Origin of the sequence: Pseudomonas sp. M2 (assembly GCF_015751845.1) — a bacterium.
Classification (GTDB): Bacteria; Pseudomonadota; Gammaproteobacteria; order Pseudomonadales; family Pseudomonadaceae; genus Aquipseudomonas; species Aquipseudomonas putida_E.
This window is the reverse complement of the sequence record NZ_JADOUD010000001.1, coordinates 1,701,576-1,724,297: the sequence shown is the minus strand read 5'-3', so window position 1 is coordinate 1,724,297 and position 22,722 is coordinate 1,701,576. Positions and strand designations below refer to the sequence as shown.

Annotated in this window: 21 protein-coding genes; 11 read left to right on the top strand and 10 right to left on the bottom strand. The window is 64.2% G+C overall.

Annotated features, from left to right (window positions below; genetic code table 11):
• Nucleotides 1-58: 58 nt before the first annotated feature.
• The 3 genes from hemL to IWW33_RS08040 are packed head-to-tail and all read right to left on the bottom strand — an operon-like array spanning nucleotide 59 to nucleotide 2,795.
• Complete coding sequence (gene hemL / locus IWW33_RS08050) at nucleotides 59-1,342, bottom strand: glutamate-1-semialdehyde 2,1-aminomutase (RefSeq protein WP_115273497.1); 1,284 nt, start codon at nucleotides 1,340-1,342, stop codon at nucleotides 59-61.
• 17 nt (nucleotides 1,343-1,359) lie between these two features.
• Entirely contained in the window at nucleotides 1,360-1,983 is a 624-nt protein-coding gene (thiE, locus tag IWW33_RS08045; RefSeq protein WP_115273498.1) for a thiamine phosphate synthase, read from the bottom strand.
• A gap of 14 nt (nucleotides 1,984-1,997) precedes the next feature.
• Nucleotides 1,998-2,795 carry a hydroxymethylpyrimidine/phosphomethylpyrimidine kinase gene (locus tag IWW33_RS08040; protein ID WP_115273499.1) on the bottom strand — a complete coding sequence of 266 codons (798 nt, stop codon included), beginning with the start codon at nucleotides 2,793-2,795 and terminating at the stop codon, nucleotides 1,998-2,000.
• Nucleotides 2,796-3,060: 265 nt separating this feature from the next.
• Here IWW33_RS08040 and IWW33_RS08035 point away from each other — a divergent pair, with 265 nt between their 5' ends.
• From IWW33_RS08035 to IWW33_RS08020, 4 genes are all read left to right on the top strand, one after another.
• Complete coding sequence (locus IWW33_RS08035) at nucleotides 3,061-5,052, top strand: hybrid sensor histidine kinase/response regulator (RefSeq protein WP_119688211.1); 1,992 nt, start codon at nucleotides 3,061-3,063, stop codon at nucleotides 5,050-5,052.
• Nucleotides 5,053-5,177: 125 nt separating this feature from the next.
• Nucleotides 5,178-6,830, top strand: a complete 1,653-nt coding sequence (locus IWW33_RS08030) for an acyl-CoA dehydrogenase family protein (RefSeq protein WP_119688212.1) — start codon at nucleotides 5,178-5,180, stop codon at nucleotides 6,828-6,830.
• A 68-nt stretch (nucleotides 6,831-6,898) separates the two neighbouring features.
• On the top strand, nucleotides 6,899-8,362 hold the full coding sequence (gene amn, locus IWW33_RS08025) for an AMP nucleosidase (RefSeq protein WP_046785144.1): 1,464 nt from the start codon (nucleotides 6,899-6,901) through the stop codon (nucleotides 8,360-8,362).
• A 6-nt stretch (nucleotides 8,363-8,368) separates the two neighbouring features.
• Nucleotides 8,369-8,998, top strand: coding sequence for a pseudouridine synthase (locus IWW33_RS08020; RefSeq protein ID WP_046785145.1), 630 nt, complete (start codon nucleotides 8,369-8,371; stop codon nucleotides 8,996-8,998).
• A gap of 101 nt (nucleotides 8,999-9,099) precedes the next feature.
• Here IWW33_RS08020 and IWW33_RS08015 read toward each other — a convergent pair whose 3' ends face one another.
• Both IWW33_RS08015 and IWW33_RS08010 read right to left on the bottom strand, forming a co-directional pair.
• Nucleotides 9,100-9,303 (bottom strand): DUF2788 domain-containing protein, encoded by a 204-nt coding sequence (locus IWW33_RS08015; RefSeq protein WP_012312580.1) that lies wholly within the window; start codon nucleotides 9,301-9,303, stop codon nucleotides 9,100-9,102.
• Between the two features lie 32 nt (nucleotides 9,304-9,335).
• On the bottom strand, nucleotides 9,336-9,812 hold the full coding sequence (locus IWW33_RS08010; RefSeq protein WP_003249795.1) for an Lrp/AsnC family transcriptional regulator: 477 nt from the start codon (nucleotides 9,810-9,812) through the stop codon (nucleotides 9,336-9,338).
• A gap of 394 nt (nucleotides 9,813-10,206) precedes the next feature.
• On the opposite strand from IWW33_RS08010, the gene IWW33_RS08005 reads away from it, so the two are divergent.
• On the top strand, nucleotides 10,207-11,052 hold the full coding sequence (locus IWW33_RS08005) for a DUF6515 family protein (protein ID WP_174140978.1): 846 nt from the start codon (nucleotides 10,207-10,209) through the stop codon (nucleotides 11,050-11,052).
• Nucleotides 11,053-11,055: 3 nt separating this feature from the next.
• On the opposite strand, the gene IWW33_RS08000 is transcribed toward IWW33_RS08005, so the two are convergent.
• Together IWW33_RS08000 and IWW33_RS07995 are read right to left on the bottom strand one after the other, a co-directional pair.
• Nucleotides 11,056-11,925, bottom strand: coding sequence for a cation diffusion facilitator family transporter (locus IWW33_RS08000; RefSeq protein ID WP_012312582.1), 870 nt, complete (start codon nucleotides 11,923-11,925; stop codon nucleotides 11,056-11,058).
• A gap of 25 nt (nucleotides 11,926-11,950) precedes the next feature.
• Nucleotides 11,951-12,370, bottom strand: a complete 420-nt coding sequence (locus tag IWW33_RS07995; RefSeq protein WP_012312583.1) for a hypothetical protein — start codon at nucleotides 12,368-12,370, stop codon at nucleotides 11,951-11,953.
• A 117-nt stretch (nucleotides 12,371-12,487) separates the two neighbouring features.
• Between IWW33_RS07995 and hrpB the strand changes: the two genes are divergently transcribed.
• Nucleotides 12,488-15,016 (top strand): ATP-dependent helicase HrpB, encoded by a 2,529-nt coding sequence (gene hrpB / locus IWW33_RS07990; RefSeq protein ID WP_174140977.1) that lies wholly within the window; start codon nucleotides 12,488-12,490, stop codon nucleotides 15,014-15,016.
• Between the two features lie 12 nt (nucleotides 15,017-15,028).
• On the opposite strand, the gene IWW33_RS07985 is transcribed toward hrpB, so the two are convergent.
• The gene (locus IWW33_RS07985) at nucleotides 15,029-15,685 is read right to left on the bottom strand and encodes a YciC family protein (RefSeq protein ID WP_039603962.1); all 657 of its coding nucleotides are present in this window, start codon (nucleotides 15,683-15,685) and stop codon (nucleotides 15,029-15,031) included.
• 153 nt (nucleotides 15,686-15,838) lie between these two features.
• Here IWW33_RS07985 and IWW33_RS07980 point away from each other — a divergent pair, with 153 nt between their 5' ends.
• The 4 genes from IWW33_RS07980 to IWW33_RS07965 all read left to right on the top strand — a co-directional run bounded on the left by IWW33_RS07980 (nucleotide 15,839) and on the right by IWW33_RS07965 (nucleotide 19,576).
• Entirely contained in the window at nucleotides 15,839-16,591 is a 753-nt protein-coding gene (locus tag IWW33_RS07980; protein WP_174140976.1) for a DUF2076 domain-containing protein, read from the top strand.
• 63 nt (nucleotides 16,592-16,654) lie between these two features.
• A complete protein-coding gene (locus IWW33_RS07975) occupies nucleotides 16,655-17,134 on the top strand; it encodes an NYN domain-containing protein (protein WP_012312588.1) in 480 nt (159 codons plus the stop codon).
• 146 nt (nucleotides 17,135-17,280) lie between these two features.
• Entirely contained in the window at nucleotides 17,281-18,201 is a 921-nt protein-coding gene (yedA, locus tag IWW33_RS07970; RefSeq protein ID WP_115273506.1) for a drug/metabolite exporter YedA, read from the top strand.
• A gap of 55 nt (nucleotides 18,202-18,256) precedes the next feature.
• Nucleotides 18,257-19,576 carry a DEAD/DEAH box helicase gene (locus IWW33_RS07965; protein WP_174140975.1) on the top strand — a complete coding sequence of 440 codons (1,320 nt, stop codon included), beginning with the start codon at nucleotides 18,257-18,259 and terminating at the stop codon, nucleotides 19,574-19,576.
• A 90-nt stretch (nucleotides 19,577-19,666) separates the two neighbouring features.
• Here IWW33_RS07965 and IWW33_RS07960 read toward each other — a convergent pair whose 3' ends face one another.
• Nucleotides 19,667-20,908: a TIGR03862 family flavoprotein gene (locus tag IWW33_RS07960; protein ID WP_174140974.1), complete on the bottom strand. Its 1,242-nt coding sequence runs from the start codon at nucleotides 20,906-20,908 to the stop codon at nucleotides 19,667-19,669.
• A 149-nt stretch (nucleotides 20,909-21,057) separates the two neighbouring features.
• Nucleotides 21,058-21,972, bottom strand: coding sequence for a histone deacetylase (locus IWW33_RS07955; RefSeq protein ID WP_174140973.1), 915 nt, complete (start codon nucleotides 21,970-21,972; stop codon nucleotides 21,058-21,060).
• A gap of 113 nt (nucleotides 21,973-22,085) precedes the next feature.
• Here IWW33_RS07955 and IWW33_RS07950 point away from each other — a divergent pair, with 113 nt between their 5' ends.
• Nucleotides 22,086-22,658: a GNAT family N-acetyltransferase gene (locus tag IWW33_RS07950; protein ID WP_174140972.1), complete on the top strand. Its 573-nt coding sequence runs from the start codon at nucleotides 22,086-22,088 to the stop codon at nucleotides 22,656-22,658.
• The last annotated feature ends 64 nt before the right edge of the window (nucleotides 22,659-22,722 follow it).

The following is a 22,722-nucleotide window of genomic DNA, read 5'->3' as shown; positions in this document are numbered from 1 at the left end:
GGGCATTTATCGCCAGAGCTCTTCGCGGGTTTACCCGGCGAAGAGCTCTGACCGCGCTTTACTTCAGTGCGGCAAATGCCCGCTCAGCCGCATCCAGGGTGATCTGCAGCTCCTTGTCACCGTGTGCGATCGAGGTAAAGCCGGCCTCGAACGCGCTAGGTGCCAGGTAGACGCCACCGTCGAGCATCAGGTGGAAGAAGCGCTTGAAGCGCTCGGCATCGCTGGCCATCACGTCATCGAAGGTGACGATATCGTCGGCGCCGCTGAAGTACAGGCCGAACATGGCACCTGCCTGGGTTGTCACGAACGGCACGCCAGCGGCATCTGCGCGCTGCTGCAGGCCGTCGAGCATGCGGCTGGTGAAGCCGCTCAGCTCGTCGTGGAAGCCCGGGCGGCTGATCAGCTTCAGCGTGGTCAGGCCTGCGGCCATGGCCAGCGGGTTACCCGACAGGGTACCGGCCTGATACACAGGGCCCAGCGGGGCGATGCAGCCCATGATCTCGCGCTTGCCGCCGAAACAGCCGACCGGCATGCCGCCGCCGACGATCTTGCCGAAGGTCGACAGGTCCGGCGTGATGCCGTAGTAGCCTTGGGCGCCGCCCAGCGAGACGCGAAAGCCCGTCATCACTTCGTCGAAGATCAACACTACGCCGTGCTTGTCGCACTGCTCGCGCAGGCCTTCGAGGAAACCAGGCGCTGGCGGTACGCAATTCATGTTGCCGGCCACTGGCTCGACGATGATGCAGGCTACGGTCTGGCCGACTTCGGCCAGGGTCTTCTCGACTGCAGCGATGTCGTTGAACGGCAGGGTCAGGGTGTGCTTGGCGAAGTCCGCCGGCACGCCTGCCGAGCTTGGCACGCCCTGGGTCAGCAAACCGGAGCCGGCCTTGACCAGCAAGCTGTCGGAGTGGCCGTGGTAGCAGCCTTCGAACTTGATGATGGCGTCGCGGCCGGTGTAACCCCGGGCCAGGCGGATCGCGCTCATGGTGGCTTCGGTGCCGGAGCTGACCATGCGTACCATTTCCATGGACGGCACCAGCGAGCAGACAAGGTCTGCCATCTCGGTTTCCATGGCGGTCGGCGCGCCGTAGGACAAGCCGTGCTGCAACTGGTTGCGCACCGCGTCGAGCACCTGTGGGTGGCCGTGGCCGAGGATCATCGGGCCCCACGAACCCACATAGTCAACATAGCGCTTGTCGTCTTCGTCGACGACATAGGCGCCTTCGGCATGCTTGAAGAACAGCGGGGTGCCGCCGACGCTCTTGAAGGCGCGGACCGGCGAGTTGACGCCACCTGGGATGTGCTTCTGGGCTTGGGCGAACAGGGATTCGGAACGGGACATGGGATCTTCTCTTGAAATCAGGAAGCGAACAGGGCGTTGAAGGCGCGGGCGCGGCGGGTGACTTCCTGCGCGCTGTCGGCACCGAACAGGCCATGGATCACCGCCAGCAGGTCGGCACCGTGGGCGACCAGCGGAGCGGCGTTGTCGAGGGTGATGCCGCCGATCACGGCGAGCGGCAGTTTGACCTGGGCCCGGGCCTGCGCCAGCAGGCCAACATCGGCAGCGGGTGCACCGGGCTTGGTCACGGAATTGAAGAAACGGCCAAAGGCGACATAACTGGCGCCTTCGCTGGCAGCCTGGGCGGCCAGGTCGAGGCTGGCGTGGCAGGTCGAGCCAATGATGGCCTGGCGGCCCAGCAGCGCACGCGCCGGGGTCAATGGGCCGTCGGTCTGCCCCAGATGCACACCGACGCCCAGGCGCGCAGCCAGTTCGGCGTCGTCGTTGATGACCAGCTCGGTGCCGTAGCGCTCGCAGAGCTTGAGAAGCGCTTGGGCTTCGCGCAGTCGACGGGCGGCATCATCGCTTTTATCGCGGTACTGCAGCAGGCGCACGCCGCCTTCCAGTGCCGCCTCGACATGGGACAGGAAACGGCCGGCGAGCAGCTGGCTGTCGGTGATTGCATACAGACCGCGTAGCTTCATCAGAAAGCCTCGTATCAGGAGCAGAAGTCCAGGGGCAGGCGGCGCGGGACGAACTGGCCCTTGCCCAGCTGCTCGGCGTCACGCAGGGTGCGCCAGGTGTAGTCGAGTGCACTGCGCACGGCGCTTTGCAGGGCTTCGCCCAAGGCCAGGCGGCCGGCCAACGTGCTGGCCAGGGTACAACCCGAGCCGTGGTAGCTGCCAGGCAGGCGCTGGCAGGTCCAGGTATGATGCTGGCCATCGCGGCTGTACAGGCGGTTGTGGATTTCGTCTTCGTCGCCGTGGCCACCGGTGATCAGCAGGTGTTTGCAGAACGGCAACAATTTTTCGGCACACTCGTCTGCCGTACCTTCGGGCAGTTCGGCAAGAATGCGGGCCTCGGGCAGGTTAGGGGTGGCGATGGCGGCCAGCGGCAACAGGCGCTCGCGCAGGGCATAGCCGACCTCGTCCTTGCCCAGCCGGCCACCGCCACCGGCGCGCAGCACCGGGTCGCAGACCACCGGCAGGTGCGGGTGGGCACTGAGCAGTTCGGCGACGGTATCGACCATTTCGATCGAGCCGAGCATGCCCAGCTTGACCGCGGCTACCGTGGAGTCGGCCAGTACGGCATTGGCCTGGGCCAGCACCCACTCGCGGTCGAGCACGCGGAAGTCGGAAACATTGACGGTATCCTGCACGGTCAGGGCGGTCACCGCAGGTGCGGCGTGACAGCCTTGGGCGATCAGGGCTTCGATATCTGCCTGCAAGCCGGCACCGCCACTTGGGTCGTGGCCGGATAGACAGAGGACAACGGGGCGGGAGCTGTAGGTATTCATGGTCGGCGAGCTTACCACCAAACCCTTTTGTACGGATCGTCCTACAAACGGGTTTTGTTGATCGATGGGTCAGCTTTATGCTTTTCACTGGCCTGAAAGCACTGATCTAGAGCCTTTTAAGCTTAAATCAAGATGGCCCGTTGCCAGCCTTCAAAGCTATGCTAGAGTGCTCGGATAACTCGATAAACGGGCTTTACCGGAATTCGTCGTCTCATAGGGATAGGGGGCCATTGCGACGTGTCCGGGCACGCCATGCTGGGGCCGTATGCGCTATTTGCTGATTTTGCTTCTGGGCTGCTTGCCCGTGCTGGCCACTGCGGTCGATTTCGACGACACCACCCGGTACCTTTCGCTGGGCAGCACCATGCAGGTCTATGAAGACCGCGAGGGCAGCGCCAGCATCGCCCAGGTTACCGCGCCCACCTTCGCCAAGCGTTTTCGCCTGCACCGTGAACAAGTGCTGAATGCCGGCTATTCGACTTCGGTGTTCTGGCTCAAGGTCGATTTGCGCTACCTGGCCTCGGCCAACCCCGCACCGCGCCAATGGTTGCTGGAGCTGGCGTACCCGCCGCTGGATCACCTCGAGCTCTATCTGCCGGGCGCCGATGGTACCTACCGCCTGGCACAGCGTACCGGCGATGCCTTGCCCTACGACAGCCGGCAGATCCGCCAGAACAACTACCTGTTCGAACTGCCGCTGCAGCCCAATCAGGCGACCACCGTCTACCTGCGCCTGCACAGCCAGGGCTCGGTGCAGGCGCCGTTGGCGCTGTGGTCTGCCGAGGCCTACATGGAAGAGCAGCCCACGCGCCTGTATGTACTGGGGATGATCTACGGGGTGTTGCTGGTGATGCTGGTGTACAACCTGTTCATCTTCCTCAGCGTTCGGGACGTCAGTTACCTCTACTACATCCTCTATATTGCCTCGTTCGGCCTCTACCAGGTGTCGGTCAACGGCGCAGGGGTGGCGTACTTCTGGCCGAACAGCCCCTGGTGGGCGAATGCCGCCACGCCCTTGTTCATTGGTGCTGCCGGCTTGTTCGGTTGCCAGTTCGCCCGCCACTTCCTGCGCCTGGGCACGATCAGCCGAGGGTTCGATCGGCTGCTGCAACTGTTGATGCTCGGGGCAGTGCTGGTGATGCTGCTGGCGGTGAGCATGCCCTATGGCATTGCCTTGCGCATGGCCACTGTGCTGGCCCTGCTGTTCACCGTCAGCATTTTCACTGCGGGGCTATACGCCTGGGTGCGCGGTCTGCGCGTGGCTCGCTGGTTCATCATTGCCTGGACGGCGTTCCTGCTGGGCGGGCTGGTCAATACCCTGATGGTGCTGGGGTACCTGCCCAATGTGTTCCTGACCATGTATGCCAGCCAGCTCGGTGCGGCGCTGGAAGTGGCGTTGTTGTCCCTGGCCCTGGCCGACCGTATCAACAGCATGCGCGAACAGCAGGCGCAGACCCTGCGTGATACCGGGCGGACACTGGAACAACTGAACCAGCAGCTGGCCAGGAGCAACCACCTCAAGGATGAATTCCTCGCCACGATCACCCATGAACTGCGCACCCCGATGAACGGTGTTATCGGCTCGCTGGAGCTGATGCACACGTTGCCGCTGAGCGCCGAGATGGCCCAGTACCACCGCACGGCGGTGGGCTCTGCGCAGAACATGATGGACATGGTCGACGATATTCTTACCCTCACCGAGCTGCAGGCAGGTCGCCTGCGCGCGCAGCCGGTGCCGTTCAGCTTGCGCCGCACGCTTCAGGACCTGCGTGCCGGCTACGCTGGAACGGCCCTTGGCAAAGGGCTTTACCTGAGCCTGGACATTCCCGCAGAGCTGCCGGACGAACTGCTTGGCGATGCGCATAAGTTGACGCGCTGCCTGGGTTGCCTGGTAGACAATGGCCTGAAGTTCACCCACCAGGGCGGCGTGATGGTTCAGGTGCGCGGCCGTCGGCTTGGGCCCGACAGCCTGGCGCTGACTTTCACTGTCAGTGACAGCGGCATCGGCTTCGATGACCTGGACCAGGCGATCCTGTATCAGCGCTTCTTCCAGGTCGATGGCTCGATGACCCGGCGCTACGGTGGCCTGGGCATCGGCCTGTCGATCTGCCGGCAGTTGGGCGAGGTGCTGGGGGGCACGTTGATGCATGAGTCTACGCGGGGGTTGGGGAGCCGTTTCGAGTTGACGCTGAATGTGGCGATAGCGCAGGTGCAGGTAACGGCGGGCAGGGCGGCTTCGGGGGTTACCCGGTTCTGAAGGCTGCCGGGCGCATGCCACGATGGTGTGCGTTGCCACCTGTTTAGTCATTATTGTCACTTTGACTGGCCCACAGGGAGTGCTTCACTGGGACTTTCATGCATACCCGGCCCCAGGAGCTCCCGATGAACCTGCACCAGTACGCTGAAACCCACGAAGTCACCAATCAGCCACCGTCCCTCGACGGCGCGAACCTGTACCGCCTGGACCTGCCACTGCAGGAGTGGTCGCGGCGTTTCGGTGCCGGCTGGGCCGAATCGCGGATCGATGCCTACGGTGCCTTGGCCGGTGGGCCCCTGATGGCCGCAGGCTTTCTGGCCAACGCGCACAAACCAGCGTTCAGCAGCCATGACCGTTACGGGCACCGCATCGACCTGGTGGAGTTCCACCCCGCCTACCACGAGCTGATGCGTACGGCCGTCGAACACGGCCTGCCGTCGTTGCCCTGGGCCGAGCCGCGCCCCGGTGCCCATGTAGCCCGGGCATCGATGACTTACCTGCACAGCCAGGCAGAAGCCGGTACCGGTTGCCCGCTGACCATGACCTTTGCCGCTGTCCCCGCACTCAGGCTGCAGCCTGAGCTGGCCGAGTACTGGTTGCCGAAGATTCTCGCCCGCGAGTACGACCCCCGCAACGTCGGCGATCAGCACAAGGCAGGTGTGACCATCGGCATGGCCATGACAGAAAAGCAGGGCGGTACCGATGTACGCGCCAACACCACCCGCGCCTATCCTGTCGGCAGCCCGGGGTCGGGCCAGGCCTACGAGCTGGTTGGGCATAAATGGTTCTGTTCGGCGCCGATGTGCGACGCCTTCCTGACACTGGCGCAGACCGACAAAGGCTTGAGCTGTTTCCTGTTGCCACGCCATCGCCCGGATGACAGCCGTAACCAGTTCTACATCCAGCGCCTGAAGAACAAGCTCGGCAACAGCTCCAATGCTTCCAGCGAAGTGGAGCTGCGTGGCGCTCTGGCCTGGATGGTCGGCGAGGAGGGGCGGGGAGTGCCAACCATCATCGAGATGGTGGCCATGACCCGCTTCGACTGCATGGTCGGCTCAAGCGCCCTGATGCGCCAGGCCTTGACCCAGGCTACCCACCACTGCGCGCACCGCAAGGTCGGCGGCCGGGTGCTGAGCGAGCAGCCGCTGATGCAGAACGTGCTGGCCGATCTGGCACTGGAAAGCGAAGCGGCCCTGGCCTTGAGCCTGCGCATGGGGCAAGCGCTAGAGCAACTCGATGATCCGCAGCAGGCGCACTTCGCCCGGTTGGTCACGGCGGTGGGCAAGTACTGGATCTGCAAGCGCGCGCCCGCGATGATCAACGAAGCTGCCGAATGCCTGGGCGGCGCCGGTTATGTCGAGGACAGCATCCTGCCGCGCTTGTACCGCGAAGCACCGGTCAATTCCACCTGGGAAGGTTCGGGCAACGTCCAGTGCCTGGATGTGCTGCGGGCCTTGTCCAAGGAGCCGGGCGTGCTCGACGCGCTGTTCGCTGAACTGGGCGATGGCCATGGCGATCCACGGCTGGCGGCGCACATCGGCAATCTCAAGGGCGCGTTCGCCGACACGGGCGACATTCAGTATCGTGCCCGGCAGCTGACCGAGGACATCGCCCTGGCCCTGCAGGCCAAGCTGTTGCTGGAAGCGGGCAACACCTCAGTCAGCGATGCCTTCATCGGCAGCCGGCTGGCCGGCGGCGGTCGCGTTTACGGGGCATTGCCGCGCGGCGCCGATGTCCAGGCGCTGGTGGCACGGGCCACGCCGGTCTGGCCCGGCTGACAGGGGGTGTTTTTACCGGCGAAGGCAGGCAAGATGGCTGACATGCATGTCCAGACAGGAAGCACAGTGTGAGCCAAGCCTTTGTAGTCGTTGATACCCCCGAACAGGCCGTCGACCGTCTGGCGGCCTTGCATGAACAGGCCACCGGGGCCCTCAGCCAGGCCCTCAAGCGTTACCTGAAGGACCGCACCGAGCCGGACGCCGACGAGCGCGCCGTTTACCGCTACCCGGCCTTGCGCCTGACCTATTACAGCCACGGCGAAGTCGCCGCCACCACCCGTGCCTATGCCAAGGTACAGGTGGCGGGCACCTACAGCGTCACAGTCACCCAGCCTGCGGCATTTAGGGGTTATCTGCTCGAGCAGTTGCGCCCCTTGATGCACGACTACACCGTGACCGTCGAGGTAGGCGTCAGCGAGCAGAACATCCCGTACCCTTACGTGGTCGACCAGGGCGATGAACTGGCGGGCAGCGGCATCACTGCCGCCGAGCTGGCGCGGGTATTCCCCAGTACCGACCTGTCCGCCGCCACCGACAACATCGCCGACGGGCTGTGTGACTGGGGCAGTGCCGAAACCCTCCCGCTGGCGCTGTTCGACGCCGCCCGCGTGGACTTCTCGCTGCGCCGCCTGGTGCATTACACCGGCAGCGACTGGCGCCATGTGCAGCCTTGGATCCTGCTGACCAACTACCACCGTTATGTCGACCAGTTCATCAGCCATGGCCTTGAACAGCTGCGTGACGACCCGCGTTTCGTGCGCATGGTGCTGCCGGGCAACGTGGCGATCGAAAAAGGCATGGACCATGGTGAGGCCCAGGCCCTGGTGGCCAGCGTGGTCTGGCACCGCTATCAGATGCCGGCGTATCACCTGATCGCCGCCGACGGTGATGGTGTCACCCTGGTCAACATCGGCGTCGGCCCGTCCAACGCCAAGAACATCACCGACCACCTGGCCGTGCTGCGTCCGCATTGCTGGCTGATGATCGGCCACTGCGGGGGCCTGCGTCAGTCGCAGACCATCGGGGACTATGTGCTGGCGCACGCTTACATGCGCCGCGACGGTATCCTTGACCGGGTGGTGCCGCCGAACATCCCGATCCCGGCCCTGGCCGAGGTGCAACTGGCGTTGCAGGAGGCGGCAGCCCAGGTTACCGGCGAACGTGGCGAGGAATTGAAGAAGCGCCTGCGCACCGGCACCGTGCTGACATACGACGACCGTAACTGGGAGCTGCGCTGGGCCCAGGAACGGCCACTGATCAACCTGTCGCGGGCCGTGGCGGTAGACATGGAGAGCGGCACCATCGCCGCCCAGGGTTATCGCCTGCGAGTGCCATATGGCACCTTGCTGTGTGTGTCCGACAAACCGCTGCACAGCGAAATCAAGCTGCCTGGGTCGGCCAACGCCTTCTACAACCGCGCGGTCAGCCAGCACTTGAAGATCGGTATCGCCGCCCTCGACCTGCTGCGCACCGAGCTCAATTCGCTGCACTCGCGTAAACTGCGCAGCTTCGATGAGCCGCCGTTCCGCTGAGGATCCATGCCACTGCCACCCCGTTCCAAGCCGCGCCACCCTAAGGCGCGGCCTGCCGGCCCAAAGCGCCAGCCCAAGGCGCCACCGGCCGAGCCTCGCCTGATCCTGTTCAACAAGCCATTCGATGTGCTTACCCAGTTCAGCGACAGCGATGGCCGTGCCACGCTCAAGGATTACATCGATATTCCTGGCATTTACCCGGCCGGGCGGCTGGACCGTGACAGTGAAGGTTTGCTGCTGCTGACCAACGACGGCGGTTTGCAGGCGCGCATCGCCGACCCCAGGCACAAGCTGGCCAAGACGTACTGGGTACAGGTGGAAGGCGAGCCGAGCGATGAGCAGCTAACGCGTTTGCGCGAGGGCGTGCAGCTCAATGACGGGCCGACCTTGCCTGCCGAAGCACGGCGCCTCGATGAGCCTGAGCTGTGGCCGCGCAACCCGCCGGTACGCTTTCGCAAGAGCGTGCCGACCAGTTGGCTGGAGTTGGTGATTCGCGAGGGGCGTAACCGCCAGGTGCGGCGCATGACAGCGGCGGTGGGCTTGCCGACTTTGCGCCTGGTGCGGGTGCGGATCGGTGATTGGGCGCTGGATGGGCTGGAGCAGGGGTGTTGGCGCGAGGTGCCGGCCAAGCTGTAATGCTCGCTGGCTTCATCGCCGGCAAGCCGGCCCCCACAGAAAATGCGCAGGCCTTGGCATTTGTGGGCGCCGGCTTGCCGGCGATGCGGCTTGAGAGGGCGCTACACCCCTTCCAGAAACCCCACGACCACGGTCTTGATGATAAAGGCCAGCACCCCCAGCCCTAGCACGAAGAACAGGATCATCGTGCCAAAGCGCCCGGCCTTGGATTTCTTTGCCAAGTCCCAGACGATGAAGCCCATGAAACCGATCAGCACGGTGACCAGGATGATCATCATCCATTCTTCAAATACAGCCGGATCCATCTGTGTGTTCTCCAGGCAAGCTCAGCAGCCAATCAACGAAGGTGGGTCAGGGGCAGTTCGGTACTCGCCAGCACCTGATTGAGCACGAAGCTCGAGCGCACGCTGGTGACGCCTTCGATGCGGGTCAGGCTGCCCAATAGCAGTTTCTGGTAGTGATCCATGTCCGGTACCACCACCTTGAGCTGATAGTCGGCATCCATGCCGGTTACAAGGCTGCATTCGAGCACCTGTGGCAAGTTGCGGATGGCTGCCTCGAAGGTCTCGAAGCGCTCCGGGGTGTGCCGGTCCATGCCGATCAGCACGTAAGCCGTCAGGCTCAGGCCAAGCTTTTTGCGGTCGAGCAGGGCGACTTGCCGTGAGATATAGCCGTCGTCTTCCAGTTGCTTGACCCGACGAGAGCAGGGTGAGGGCGACAGGCCAATGCGTTCGGCCAGCTCCTGGTTGGAAATGCGCGCATCGCGCTGCAATTCGGCGAGGATGCTCAGGTCGTAGCGGTCAAGCTTGCTCATGGAAAAGGCCTTTTCTGATCAGATTGCGGTGAATTATCGATCCAGGGTTAAAAATTGCGCAAGTGCTATTTATCTGAGCAATATTCGCAATCCGCTGCCGCCCCCTGTCCCGTATCTTTATCAACAGAATCACTGCCCGGACATCAGTCCACGGCGACGCGCCCTAGGCGGGCGGTCGCGGCCAGCCATCCAACAGGATCCGCCAGGCCCCCGGGCTACGTACCTCCACAAGAGCGTATGAGGTGAGCCGGCGCCACAAGTGCCGAGCACGGACGACAATTCTCAAAGGGAGGCCTCAAGGCCTCCCTTTTTTCATGGCCGCGATTTCATCTGTTTGTCCGTTACGGGCACGGTAGACTGGCAGCGTGCCGTTATCTTGACCGTGAGGAACAACATGAAGTCGCGCATCTGGCAGTTGGCAGGTGTTGGTTTGCTTGGCGTGAGCATCTGCCTGGGGGCGATGGCCCAGGGCCCTGAAGACGGGCATGGTGGCAATGGCCGGCAGGATCCCAACGGTAGTTACGAAGGCCGTTCGCCGCTCAACTCGCGCGATGAAGTGCACCAGACCCAGCCCGCCCGCCAGGGCTACTACCAGGATATTCCCCGGCGCAATGCCGATTACCGGCACTGGGAGGCTGGCGGCCCTGGTCAACGGCCTGGTGGCGACTGGCAGGGGCGACCGGATGGCCATGGCAATGGTTGGGGGCCGGGGCCGCAGTATCGCCCCGGGCACAGCATCGACCGTTTCCCGGACCGCTACTGGAAAGTGCCCTACCGTGGGCAGGACTATTTCTACTCAGGTGGTTACTGGTACCAGCCGCATGGCGGCAGCTACATCGTGGTAGCCCCGCCGTACGGGGTGCGGGTCGGCTACCTGCCATCCTATGCACGTGAAGTGTGGGTGGGGGGTGCCTTGCTCTTCCTGGTGGCCGATACGTATTACCAGTACCTGGCAGACAGCCAGGAGTACGTGGTGGTCAGCCCGCCTGCGGTTGCACCGGCACCGGTGCCCGTGGCGCAAGCCCCTTCAGGCAACGCATACGATGTGGTGGCCTACCCGATGCATGGGCAAGGCCAGGAGCAGCAGGACCAGGACCGCTACCAGTGCCACCGTTGGGCGGTGAGCCAGTCCAACTTCGACCCTGCAACCGCCCCCAGCGCACCGCCGGCCAATGTTGCAGACAACTACCGGCGGGCGCTGGGGGCGTGTTTCAGTGGCCGGGGCTACAGTATCAATTGAGCCTCAGACGGGGTCGGCATGCACCATCACATCCGCCTGTGGATAACGCTGGCGGATGACTTCAGAGGCCTGGACGCACAGGGCATGTGCTTCGTGCAACGGCAACTGCCCCGGCAGCTCCAGATGCAGTTGCACGAACCACTGATTGCCCGACACCCTGGTGCGCAGGTCATGCACACCTTTGACCCCGGCAATGCCCAGCACCAGTTCGACCATGCCCTCGCCGATGTCGCCGGGCAGTTCCTTGTCCATCAGGATTGCCGTGCTTTCCCGGGCGATCTGCAGTGCACTCCACAGGATGTACAGCGCGATACCCAGGCCAAACAGCGCATCCAGCTGCGGCCAGCCGTAGCGCGCCAGCAGCAAGGCCAGCAGGATGCTGCCATTTAGCAGCAGGTCAGAGCGATAATGCAGCGAGTCGGCACGCACCGCCGTTGAGCCTGTCACACGTACCACCTTGCGTTGCAGCGCCAGCAAGGCCAGCGTCAGCACCAGCGACAGCAGCATCACGCCGATACCGATTGCAGTATCACCCAAGGGCTGTGGCGATTGCAGGCGCTCGGCGGCCTGAACCCCGATCAGTACCGCACTCACGCCGATGAACACTGCCTGGGCCATGCCTGCCAAGGCTTCTGCCTTGCCGTGGCCGAAGCGATGGTCATCATCAGCCGGGCGTAGCGCATAGTGCACTGCGAGCAGGTTGAGGAACGAGGCGACCGCGTCCAGCGCCGAATCGGTCAGCCCGGCCAGCAGGCTGACCGAGCCACTCAGCCACCAGGCCACGGCCTTGCTCAGCACGAGGATGCTGGCCACCGCGAGCGACGCGCGGGTGGCCAGGCGTAGCAGGCGCTGGTGTTCAGCCGAGGTGATCATGCCGAGGGTGGTTTCCTTGCAGGTTTCAGGCTGTCGGCACCAGGCCGAACGCTGCCAGTTGCTCGACGCTGCCGCGATGCTGGATCAACCGCGGGTCGTCCAGCGGCAGGCGCTGGCCCAGTTCGCTTTCGAGAATGGCCTGCAGCTTGAGGTTGTCGACCTTGCCATCGGGCTTGATGGCCTCGCGCAGTTTTTCTGGCGCTACTTGTGCCGTGGTGCCCCCAGGGTAGTAGATGGCGCCGGTGGCGAAGTCGACGCCAAAGGCAATCAGGCCAGGGATCACGTAGAACAGAATACCGATGGCATCGAGGGCGACGATTACCGGGTCGACCTTGCCCTCGATCTGCCCGCGGCGTTCGGGGTAGAACAGCGTGCCGCAGGCCGTCAGCTGGGTCAGCAAGGTGGCGATGAGGGCGCCACCGATGACGCGGGATGGGATGCGCATTTGAATCTCCGAAGAAAGTTGCCACAAGGTGGGGCGATACGCCGGCACCTGATGCTAAGACCATGATAGAGCAGGCTGGGTTCGCCGTTATACTCGCCAGACTGTTCGAGGACCACCATGATTTCCTTACCGATCGATGCTGCCCTGCCGGCTTTGCGCCATGCCTTGGAAAACCGTCACGAAGCGGTGCTCGAGGCGCCGCCCGGCGCAGGCAAGACCACCCGTGTACCGCTGGCACTGTTGAATGAAGCCTGGCTGGCCGGGCAGACCATCGTGATGCTGGAGCCGCGCAGGTTGGCGGCGCGTGCGGCGGCCGAACGGCTGGCCAGCGAGCTGGGCGAAAAAGTCGGCGAAACCGTGGGTTACCGCATTCGTTTGGACAGCAAGGTCGGGCCCAATACCCGTATCGAAGTAGTCACCGAAGGCATCCTGACCCGCCGGTTGCAGGCAGACCCTGCGCTGGAGGGGGTAGGGCTGCTGATCTTCGATGAGTTTCACGAGCGCAGCCTGGATGCCGACCTGGCCCTGGCGCTGAGTCTCAATGGCCGGGAACTGCTGCGCGACGACCCGCCGCTGAAAATTTTGCTGATGTCCGCAACCCTGGAGGGCGAGCGCCTGTCCCGGCTGCTCGACGACGCGCCGGTGATCAGCAGCGAAGGCCGCATGTACCCGGTTGATATTCGTTGGGGCCGGCCGTTCCACCCTGGGGAATTCATCGAGCCACGGGTGGTGGACAGCGTGCTGCAGGCCTTGGCCGATCAACCCGGCAGTGTGCTGGTGTTCCTCCCAGGCCAGGCTGAGATCCGTAGGGTTCACCAACGTTTGCAGGAATCATTGGCCGAGCGCCCGGGCATTCTGCTGTGCCCCTTGCATGGCGAACTCGACCTCAATGCCCAGCGTGCCGCCATCGATCCGGCGCCCCAGGGCCTGCGCAAGGTCGTGCTGGCCACAAACATCGCCGAGACCAGCCTGACCATCGACGGCGTGCGCGTGGTCATCGATGCCGGCCTTGCCCGGGTACCGCGTTTCGACCCCGGCAGCGGCATGACGCGCCTGGACACCCAACGCATCTCCCGTGCCAGCGCCACCCAGCGGGCTGGCCGTGCCGGGCGCCTGGAGCCGGGCGTGTGCTACCGCTTGTGGTCAGAGGCGCAGCACGACCAGCTGGCAGCGCATGGCAGTGCCGAAATCCTCCAGGCAGACCTTGCTGGCCTGGCGCTGCAACTTGGCCGATGGGGTGTTGCGCCTGACCAGTTGCGTTGGCTGGACCAGCCTCCAGCGGCGGCATTTTCCCAGGCGCAGGACCTGCTGGCGCGGCTTGGCGCTTTCAAGCTGGGCAGCCGCGACAACCTCAGTGAACACGGCCAGGCCATGGCCGAGCTTCCGGCTCACCCGCGAATCGCTCACCTGCTGCTGCGCGGCCAGGACCTGGGCTTGGCCGCGATGGCTTGCGATGTTGCCGCCTTGTTGGGCGAGCGCGACATCCAGCGCGCAGGTGGCGCCGACCTGCATGACCGGCTGGCGCTGATCAGCGGTGACAGCAAGGCCAGCCGTGGCGGGCAGGGCGGTGTGCAGCGTGCCCGGCAGTTGGCCCGCCAGTATCGGGGGCTGCTGCGCGGCAAGGCCGGTGCGGCGGTTGCCGATCCCGAGCATCCACGCTGGCTCGGCGCCCTGCTGGCGTTGGCCTATCCCGACCGGGTTGCCCAGCAGCGTCGTGAGGGCGGGGCCGAGTATCGCCTGGCCAACGGCCGTGCCGCTTTGTTCGCCGAGGCCGATGCGCTGATGAAATGCCCGTGGTTGGTCATCGCCGACCTGGGCAGCCGCCAGGGGCAGCGGGAAGAGCGGATTTACCTGGCTGCCGAATTCGACCCGGCGCTGCTCGACGATGTGCTGGCCGAACAGGTGGAGCGCGTCGACATTCTCGACTGGGACGAGCGCGAGCAGGTGTTGCGTGCCGAGCGTCAGACCAAGGTCGGCGAACTGGTACTCAGCCGTGAACCGTTGCCTGGGCTGGATGATGACGCCCGCGCCAGGGCACTGCTAGGCCTGGTGCGGCGCAAAGGCCTAAACCTGCTGAGCTGGACGCCAGAGCTACGCCAGTGGCAGGCGCGCATAGCGCTATTACGCCAGCTAGACCTGGAAAAAGATGGCCACAGCGAGTGGCCCGACCTAAGCGACGAGGCGCTACTGGCCAGCCTGGAACACTGGCTGCAGCCTTATCTGGGCAAAGTGTCCCGGCTGAGCCATTTCGCCGCCCTGGACCTGCCTTCGATCTTGCGTAATCTGTTGCCCTGGCCGCTGCCCCAGCGCCTGGACGAATGGGCGCCAGCGCACCTGGCTGTGCCGTCGGGCTCCAGTATCCGCCTCGACTACAGTGAAAACCCGCCGATCCTCGCCGTGCGCCTGCAAGAGCTGTTCGGCCTGGCTGACACGCCGCGCATCGCCCAAGGTCGCCAGCAGGTCAAGCTGCACCTGCTGTCGCCAGCGCGGCGGCCAGTGCAGGTGACGCAGGATTTGGCCAACTTCTGGCGCACCACCTATGCAGAGGTGAAGAAGGACCTCAAGGGTAGATACCCCAAGCATTACTGGCCGGACGACCCGCTGGTGGCGGAGGCCACCGCGCGGGCCAAACCGCGCGGTACCTGACTGGGAGACAGTTCAGGCGTCGTTCTTGCTCTCCAGCAGCATGAACAGGCGATACAGCACCACGGTGCTGAACAACTGCAGGAAGCCGAGCAGGCTGGCCATGGCCAGCTCCAGGGCGGGGGCAGGCTCGGGGAAGGCGATCAGCAGCAGCCCGTCAATCAGCCAGATCGGTGCGAGCACGGCAAGTACGCAGAGCATGATGCGCATGAAGTGCCCGGTGGTCATGCGTGCGCTTTCGCGCATCGACTGCACCACCGGCAGGCCGCGCAGCACCAGCAGATACTCGGCGAACACCAGGTTGATCATGATCCATACCCCCGGGAAGACCAGCAGCGCCAGCCCGGCCATGATCAGCAGCGAGCTGATCATGATCAGCAGCGCCAATTGCGGCCATAGCTGCATGGCGCGGGCAAACAGGTCGCGCTTGGGGATGTCCTGGCCGTTGCTGCGGGTGTCGAGGTAAAGAATCAGCGCTGCACTGTAAAGCGGGTAGAACAGCAGGCTCACCAGCATGCTGTAGGCCGGTGATGCCTGGTCGCCCAACTGCTGGTACAACAGTTGGGTTACCAGGGCTTCGAGTACGACCAGCGGCAAGCACAGCGGGATGATGTTTGCCAGGTGGCGGCGGAAGAAGTAGAGGGAGTCGCGCAAAACGCTCAGCGGATTCATCGGTCAACATCGCATGGCAGTAAAAGCAGGGGCCTAACTTTAGCCCAGAGCAGTCAATTGCTGAAAAAAGTTTCACCAGGCCAGTGATTGAATCCGCCGCCTGCGCGCCCCATCTTTGACACGTCCGATGTCCCGCTTCCCACGAGGTAGCCCATGAATACTGAAGAACAAACCCTGATCGATGGCCTGTTTGGCCGCATCAAACAAGCCGAAGACCCCAGCCAGCCGCGTGATGCACAGGCCCAGGCGCGCATCGAGGAACACCTGCGCGAACAGCCGGCGGCGCCTTACTACATGGCCCAGGCAATCCTGGTACAGGAGGCTGCGCTCAAGCGCCTGGACGAACAGAACAAGCAACTGGAAGCAGAGCTCAAACAGGCTCGTGCCCAGGTCGAGGCTTCCCGCACCAGCGGCACCAGCAGTGGTGGCTTCCTCTCCAGCATCTTTGGCGCCAGTGGGCGTAATCCGCAGCCTGCCCAGCCATCACAGCAGCCCCAGCGGCCTGCCACGCCCGTCGCTTCGGCAGGCGGTTGGCGTGAGCCGAGTGCCCCGGGCTTCTCCCAGCCGCAGGCGGCGCAACCTGGTTTCGGCGCCGCGCCGGCTCGGGGCGGTGCCAGCAGCTTTCTGGGTGGTGCGATGCAGACCGCTGCCGGTGTGGCCGGTGGTGTGTTGCTGGCACAAGGCATCAGCAGCCTGTTCAACCACCACTCGCAGCCGGAAGAGGTGGTCGAGGTGATCAAGGAAGAACCGGCCCCGGCCAGTGATACCGGGGGTTGGAACGACGAGGGCGCGCAGCCGCAGGTGGCCGACAATGGTGGCTGGGGCGCTGACCAGGGTGGTTTCGCTGAAAGCGATTATGGCAGTGATGATGGCGGCTTCTTCTCTGACGACGACACCTTCGTCTGATCGGTCTGGCATACTGCTGGCATTTTCGGGGGCGCGTTGCGCCCCTTCAGCCGAGGGTATGTAGTGAAGAAAATCGCACTGTTCGCCGATGTGCAGAACCTCTACTACACCGTGCGCCAGGCCCATGGCTGTCACTTCAACTACACCGCGCTGTGGTCTGAAGTCAGCCGCGAGGGTGAGATCGTCGAGGCCGTGGCGTATGCCATCGACCGTGGGGACAGCAAACAGCAGCAGTTCCAGCAGATCCTGCGCAACCTTGGCTTCGACGTGCGCCTCAAGCCGTTCATCCAGCGCAGCGATGGTTCGGCCAAAGGTGACTGGGATGTGGGGATAACCCTGGATGTGATCGATGCAGCCAGCCGTGTCGATCAGGTAGTACTGGCTTCGGGCGATGGTGATTTCGACCTGCTGCTGGAGCGGGTGATACAGCGTCATGGCGCCGAGGCGGTGGTCTACGGTGTGCCGGGGTTGACCGCCATGTCGCTGATACGGGCGGCCAGCCGCTACGTGCCGATCGAAGGGCGTCTGTTGTTGAAGCATTGAGGTTCGGCGGTGCTTGACCGCCATTGCGCCGTATACCCCAGCCATTACGCAAAATTGTGCCGCCCAATTAATCCGGTTTTGTAACTTAATTTTGGCGGCGAGGCTCCCTAAACTCATTTCCCCGTAAACGGATTTCGAGTTTTGCCATGCCTGCCTCCCGCCGCTTCCCGTTATTGCTGATTGGTGCCTTTCTGGCCTTGTACCTGGTCTGGGGCTCGACCTACCTGTTCATTCGCATTGGTGTGGAGTCCTGGCCACCGATGCTGATGGCCGGGGTGCGGTTCCTTATCGCCGGGGGCCTGCTCTATGGGTTTTTGCGCTGGCGCGGGGTGCCGGCGCCGACCTGGCCGCAATGGCGTGCAGCAGGGGCCGTGGGTTTTCTGCTGCTCAGTTGCGGCAATGGCGGCGTGACGGTTGCAGAGCATGCTGGCGTTGCCTCCGGCGTCGCTGCGCTGGCGGTGGCTACGGTGCCGCTGTTTACCTTGGTGTTTGGCCTGCTGTTCGGCCATCGCAATTCGCGCCTGGAGTGGGCGGGCATCTTCCTTGGGCTGGTTGGCATCGGCCTGCTCAACCTCGGCTCTAACCTGCAGGCCAGCCCCATCGGTGCGGCGCTGATCCTGTTTGCGGCTGCCGCGTGGGCGTTCGGGTCGGTCTGGAGCAAGAGTCTGCCGTTACCCCAAGGCCCCATGGCCAGTGCGGCCGAGATGCTGGTCGGTGGTGCGGTATTGCTGCTGGGCAGCGCCCTGTCGGGTGAGCGTATGACTCAGATGCCCACTGCGGCAGGCTGGGGCGCGTTGGCTTATCTGGTCTTGTTCGGCTCGATCCTGGCATTCAGCGCCTATATGTACCTGCTCAAGCATGTGCGCCCGGCGGCGGCCACCAGCTACGCCTATGTCAACCCGGCGGTTGCAGTGTTGCTTGGTATCGTCTTTGCCGGCGAGCAGATCGGCGCAGAGGAATGCCTGGCGATGGCGGTAATCATCAGTGCCGTGGTGCTGATCGGCCTGCCGCAGTGGCGCAGGCCGGCGCAGCCCACTGCATCGCTTGAGGGCGAAACCTGCAAGTAGGCCGGGGTGTTGCGGTAAACTTGCCGCCTTCGCTGAACCCCCTGACGGTATTGCCATGAATTTCGCCAAACTCGGCCTGATCGAACCGTTGCTGCGCACCCTGCAGCAGCTGGACTACACCACCCCAACCCCGGTCCAGGCCCAGGCCATCCCCGCCGTGCTGGCCGGCCGCGACCTGATGGCCGCGGCCCAGACCGGCACCGGCAAGACTGCCGGTTTTGCGCTGCCTGTGCTGCAGCGCCTGGCGCTGGAAGGGGAAAAGGTCGCCAGCAACTCGATCCGTGCCCTGGTGTTGGTACCGACCCGCGAATTGGCCGAGCAGGTGCACAACAATGTGCGCGAATACGCCGAAAACCTGCCGCTCAGCACGTACGCGGTGTATGGCGGGGTCAGCATCAACCCGCAAATGATGCGCCTGCGTCGTGGCGTCGACCTGCTGGTGGCCACCCCGGGGCGCTTGCTCGACCTGTTCCGCCAGAACGCGGTGAAGTTCAACCAGGTACAGACCCTGGTGCTCGACGAAGCCGACCGCATGCTCGACCTGGGTTTTGCCGAAGAGCTGCAGTCGGTATACGCGGCCCTGCCGCGCAAGCGCCAGACGCTGCTGTTTTCCGCTACTTTCTCCGACCAGATCCGCATGCTGGCAGGGCTGGCGCTCAATGACCCGCTGAGCATCGAGGTCAGCCCGCGCAACGCGGCTGCCACCACGGTCAAGCAGTGGCTGGTGCCGGTGGACAAGAAGCGCAAGGTCGACCTGTTCTGCCACCTGCTGCGCAAGCAGCGCTGGAAGCAGGTACTGGTTTTTGCCAAGACTCGCAATGGCGTAGACCAGTTGGTCGAGCGGCTGCTGGGCGAGGGCGTGAACGTCGATGGCATTCACGGTGACCGCCCGCAAGCCACGCGCCAGCGCGCGCTGGACAGCTTCAAGGCCCGTGAGATCCAGGTACTGGTCGCCACCGACGTTGCCGCACGTGGCTTGGACATCGACGACCTGCCGTTGGTGGTCAACCTCGACCTGCCGATCGTGGCCGAGGATTATGTGCACCGTATCGGTCGCACGGGCCGTGCCGGCAATAAAGGCGAGGCGATCTCGCTGGTGTGCGCCGATGAAGTGCAGCAGTTGGCCACGATCGAGACGCTGATTCGCCAGACCTTGCCGCGCCATGAAGAACCGGACTTCATCCCCGATCACCGGGTGCCGATGACCGATGCCAGTGGCCAGGTGATCAAGAAGCCGAAAAAGCCCAAGAAGCCGAAAGAGAACAGTGCCAAGCGCGGGCTGGGGCGCTGGATGGACAGTGGCGACGAGGCTCCGGTCAAGTCGGTGCGCAAAGTGCCGAGCTTCAATACCGGGCCGAAGAAGCGCAAGCCTTGAGGTTTTGGGGCTGCTTTGCAGCCCTTTCGCGACACAAGGCCGCTCCTACGGACAGTCGCGAAAGGGCCGCAAAGCGGCCCCCGCATCCTGTCAGGAAGACCGCGCCAGCCAATCCGCCGCTGCCCGCCCGGCCCGTAACCCGCTGGCAAAGCACGCCGTCAATAGATACCCCCCCGTCGGCGCCTCCCAATCGAGCATCTCGCCGGCACAGAACACGCCAGGCATGCCCTTGAGCATCAACCCCTCATCCAGCCCCTCGAAGCGCACGCCACCGGCACTGCTGATCGCCTCGTCCAGCGGCCGGGTGCGTACCAGCGTGATGGGCAGCGCCTTGATCGCCCGTGCTAGCGCGGCCATATCGGCAAACGTCGCCTGATCCGTCAGTTCACGCAGCAGTCCCGCCTTCGCCCCGTCGATGCCCAGATGGCTGTGCAGGTGCTTGGCCATCGACCGTGAACCACGCGGCTTGGCCAGGGCCTGGGCAATCTTGTCCACAGGCTTGTCCGGCAGCAGGTCGAGCAGCAGCGTTGCCTGGCCGTCGCGGTTGATGGCCTCGCGCAACGGTGCAGACCAGGCATACACCAGGCTGCCCTCGACACCCTGGGCGGTAAGGATGAACTCACCTTTGCGCGTTGCCGTGCCTGGCATGCCCAAGGCGATGTTCTTCAGTGGCGCGCCGGCGAACTTGTCCTTGAGCAGCGCACTCCAGCCTGCGACTTCAAACCCGCAGTTGCTCGCTTGCAAGGGGGAGATATCCACAGCCCGTTCGGCCAGCACAGGTTGCCAGGCGCCGTCGGAGCCCAGCCTGGCCCAGCTGCCGCCACCCAAGGCCAACACAACAACATCAGCCTTTACCTGCAGTTCGCCCTGTGGATAAGCGATTTGCAAGGCGCCGTCGGCGTGCCAGCCCAGCCAGCGATGGCGGGTGTGGATAACCACGCCGCTGTCGCGCAGGCGTTTGAGCCAGGCGCGCAGCAACGGCGCGGCTTTCATGTCGGTCGGGAATACTCGGCCCGAAGTGCCCACGAAGGTTTCGATGCCCAAGCCGTGAATCCACTGGCGCAGGGCATCGGCATCGAAGTCGCCCAGCAGCCGCTTTATCTCGCTTTCGCGTTCGGCATAGCGCGCCACGAACCGGGGATAGGGCTCGGAATGGGTGATGTTCATGCCGCCGACCCCCGCCAGCAGAAACTTGCGGCCCACCGACGGCATGGCGTCGAACACCTGCACTGCAAGGCCCGCCTGGGCCAAGGCTTCGGCGGCCATCAGGCCGGCGGGGCCGGCGCCGATGACGACAGCCAGGGGAGGGGATGCGGGGCGTAGATCGGACATGGTGGTCAGCAGGCTGTGGAAAAGACCGCGCATTCTAACGCAGCAGGGGCCATGCAAGCACTGAGCAAAAAATGATCAGTATGCTGCAGGGCACGGTGGTAAAGGGCTGTAGCGGCTTTCCAGCAGGTTATCCACAGGCGGTTCCACAGTCATTGTGAACAACTGATGACCTTCGCCGCGCTGTGGTGGAGGATGCCGTGGCGCCGCGCCAAGGCTTCCCTGTCCTTGCTGTAGCCGCCGCCGATCACGCCGACCACCGGGATATCCCGCCCCAGGCAGTGGCGCATGACATGCTCGTCGCGCGCAGCCAAGCCGGCATCGGTCAGTTGCAGGTAGCCGAGGGCATCGTCCTTATGTACGTCCACACCGGCGTCATACAGCACCAGGTCGGGTTGATACAGCGGCAACAGGTAGTTGAGCGCATCTTCCACCACTTTCAGGTAGGCGGCGTCACCCATGCCCCGCGGCAGCGGAATGTCCCAGTCGCTGTGGGCCTTGCGCGCCGGGAAGTTCTGTTCGCAGTGCAATGATACGGTGATGGCGTCCGGGGTGTCCTGCAGGATGCGCGCGGTGCCATCGCCCTGGTGCACGTCGCAATCGAAGATCAGCACCCGGTGCACCCGCCCGGCTTCAAGCAGGTAGCGGCTGATCACGGCCAGGTCGTTGAAGATGCAGAAACCGGCTGGGTGGTCAAAGTGGGCGTGGTGGGTACCGCCGGCCAGGTGGCAGGCCAGGCCGTGTTGCAGCGCCATTTCGGCAGCCAGCAACGAGCCGCCCACTGCCCGCACGGTGCGCCGCGCCAAGGCCTCGCTCCAGGGCAAGCCCAGGCGGCGCTGGTCCTCGCGCGACAGTTCGCCGTGCATATAGCGCTCGATGTAGTCGCGGTCGTGGGCCAGGGCGAGGATGTCGTTGGGGCAGATTTGCGGGCGCAGCAAAGCCTGGTCGGTGGTCAGCCCGCTCTCGACCAGGTGGTCGCGCAGCAGGCGGAACTTGTCCATGGGGAAACGATGCTCGGGTGGGAACTCCGGGCTGTAGTCATCGTGGTAGATCAGCGGCAACGGCATGGTGGGTTCGCAATCGGGGCCAGTGCTGATCTTGCCAGTTGTTGGGTTGTGGGTAAAAGTGCTGCGCCGCGCCTACGCTGAACCTGTAGCACGGCAAAACCGGAGCACGCCCCATGACCCCCATCCTTGAACTGGAAAGCGCCCGCCTGGTGTTACGCCAATGGCATGACGACGACCTGCGCGAGTGCGCCGCCATGAGCGCCGACCCGCAGGTGATGCGTTACTTTCCAGCCCCCATGACGCGGCTGGAGGCGGCGGCACTGATCGGCAGGATCCGCGGCCATTTCAACGAATACGGCTTCGGCCTGTGGGCCCTGGAACGCAAGGACAGCGGCGCCTTCATCGGCATGACCGGCCTGCTCAACGTCAACTTCGATGCGCCGTTCGCGCCGGCCGTGGAAATCGGCTGGCGCCTTGCCCGGCGCCACTGGGGCCTGGGCTTTGCCAGCGAGGCGGCGTGGACCTGCCTGCGTTGTGCTTTCGCCCAATTGCGCCTGGAGGAGGTGGTGTCGTTCACTACCGAGGCCAACCTGCCGTCGCAGAAGGTCATGCAGGCCATCGGCATGGAGCAGGACCTGCAAGGCAGTTTCGAGCACCCGCGCCTGCCCGCCGGGCACCCGCTGCGGCCCCACGTGCTGTACCGCATCGACCGGCCCCGCTGGGAGCAGACCTTGCGCGCTGAATGAGCGGTCATGCGCGGTGCCGATGACAAACCCTGTATCATTTGCCTTCATGAAAGCGCCGTAGAGC

What these genes read in the sequence shown, in the direction of transcription:
- hemL (WP_115273497.1), bottom strand. Translation starts at nt 1,342, where the DNA reads ATGTCCCGTTCCGAATCCCTGTTCGCCCAAGCCCAGAAGCACATCCCA.
- thiE (WP_115273498.1), bottom strand. Translation starts at nt 1,983, where the DNA reads ATGAAGCTACGCGGTCTGTATGCAATCACCGACAGCCAGCTGCTCGCC.
- IWW33_RS08040 (WP_115273499.1), bottom strand. Translation starts at nt 2,795, where the DNA reads ATGAATACCTACAGCTCCCGCCCCGTTGTCCTCTGTCTATCCGGCCAC.
- IWW33_RS08035 (WP_119688211.1), top strand. Translation starts at nt 3,061, where the DNA reads ATGCGCTATTTGCTGATTTTGCTTCTGGGCTGCTTGCCCGTGCTGGCC.
- IWW33_RS08030 (WP_119688212.1), top strand. Translation starts at nt 5,178, where the DNA reads ATGAACCTGCACCAGTACGCTGAAACCCACGAAGTCACCAATCAGCCA.
- IWW33_RS08020 (WP_046785145.1), top strand. Translation starts at nt 8,369, where the DNA reads ATGCCACTGCCACCCCGTTCCAAGCCGCGCCACCCTAAGGCGCGGCCT.
- IWW33_RS08015 (WP_012312580.1), bottom strand. Translation starts at nt 9,303, where the DNA reads ATGGATCCGGCTGTATTTGAAGAATGGATGATGATCATCCTGGTCACC.
- IWW33_RS08010 (WP_003249795.1), bottom strand. Translation starts at nt 9,812, where the DNA reads ATGAGCAAGCTTGACCGCTACGACCTGAGCATCCTCGCCGAATTGCAG.
- IWW33_RS08005 (WP_174140978.1), top strand. Translation starts at nt 10,207, where the DNA reads ATGAAGTCGCGCATCTGGCAGTTGGCAGGTGTTGGTTTGCTTGGCGTG.
- IWW33_RS08000 (WP_012312582.1), bottom strand. Translation starts at nt 11,925, where the DNA reads ATGATCACCTCGGCTGAACACCAGCGCCTGCTACGCCTGGCCACCCGC.
- IWW33_RS07995 (WP_012312583.1), bottom strand. Translation starts at nt 12,370, where the DNA reads ATGCGCATCCCATCCCGCGTCATCGGTGGCGCCCTCATCGCCACCTTG.
- hrpB (WP_174140977.1), top strand. Translation starts at nt 12,488, where the DNA reads ATGATTTCCTTACCGATCGATGCTGCCCTGCCGGCTTTGCGCCATGCC.
- IWW33_RS07985 (WP_039603962.1), bottom strand. Translation starts at nt 15,685, where the DNA reads ATGAATCCGCTGAGCGTTTTGCGCGACTCCCTCTACTTCTTCCGCCGC.
- IWW33_RS07980 (WP_174140976.1), top strand. Translation starts at nt 15,839, where the DNA reads ATGAATACTGAAGAACAAACCCTGATCGATGGCCTGTTTGGCCGCATC.
- yedA (WP_115273506.1), top strand. Translation starts at nt 17,281, where the DNA reads ATGCCTGCCTCCCGCCGCTTCCCGTTATTGCTGATTGGTGCCTTTCTG.
- IWW33_RS07965 (WP_174140975.1), top strand. Translation starts at nt 18,257, where the DNA reads ATGAATTTCGCCAAACTCGGCCTGATCGAACCGTTGCTGCGCACCCTG.
- IWW33_RS07960 (WP_174140974.1), bottom strand. Translation starts at nt 20,908, where the DNA reads ATGTCCGATCTACGCCCCGCATCCCCTCCCCTGGCTGTCGTCATCGGC.
- IWW33_RS07955 (WP_174140973.1), bottom strand. Translation starts at nt 21,972, where the DNA reads ATGCCGTTGCCGCTGATCTACCACGATGACTACAGCCCGGAGTTCCCA.
- IWW33_RS07950 (WP_174140972.1), top strand. Translation starts at nt 22,086, where the DNA reads ATGACCCCCATCCTTGAACTGGAAAGCGCCCGCCTGGTGTTACGCCAA.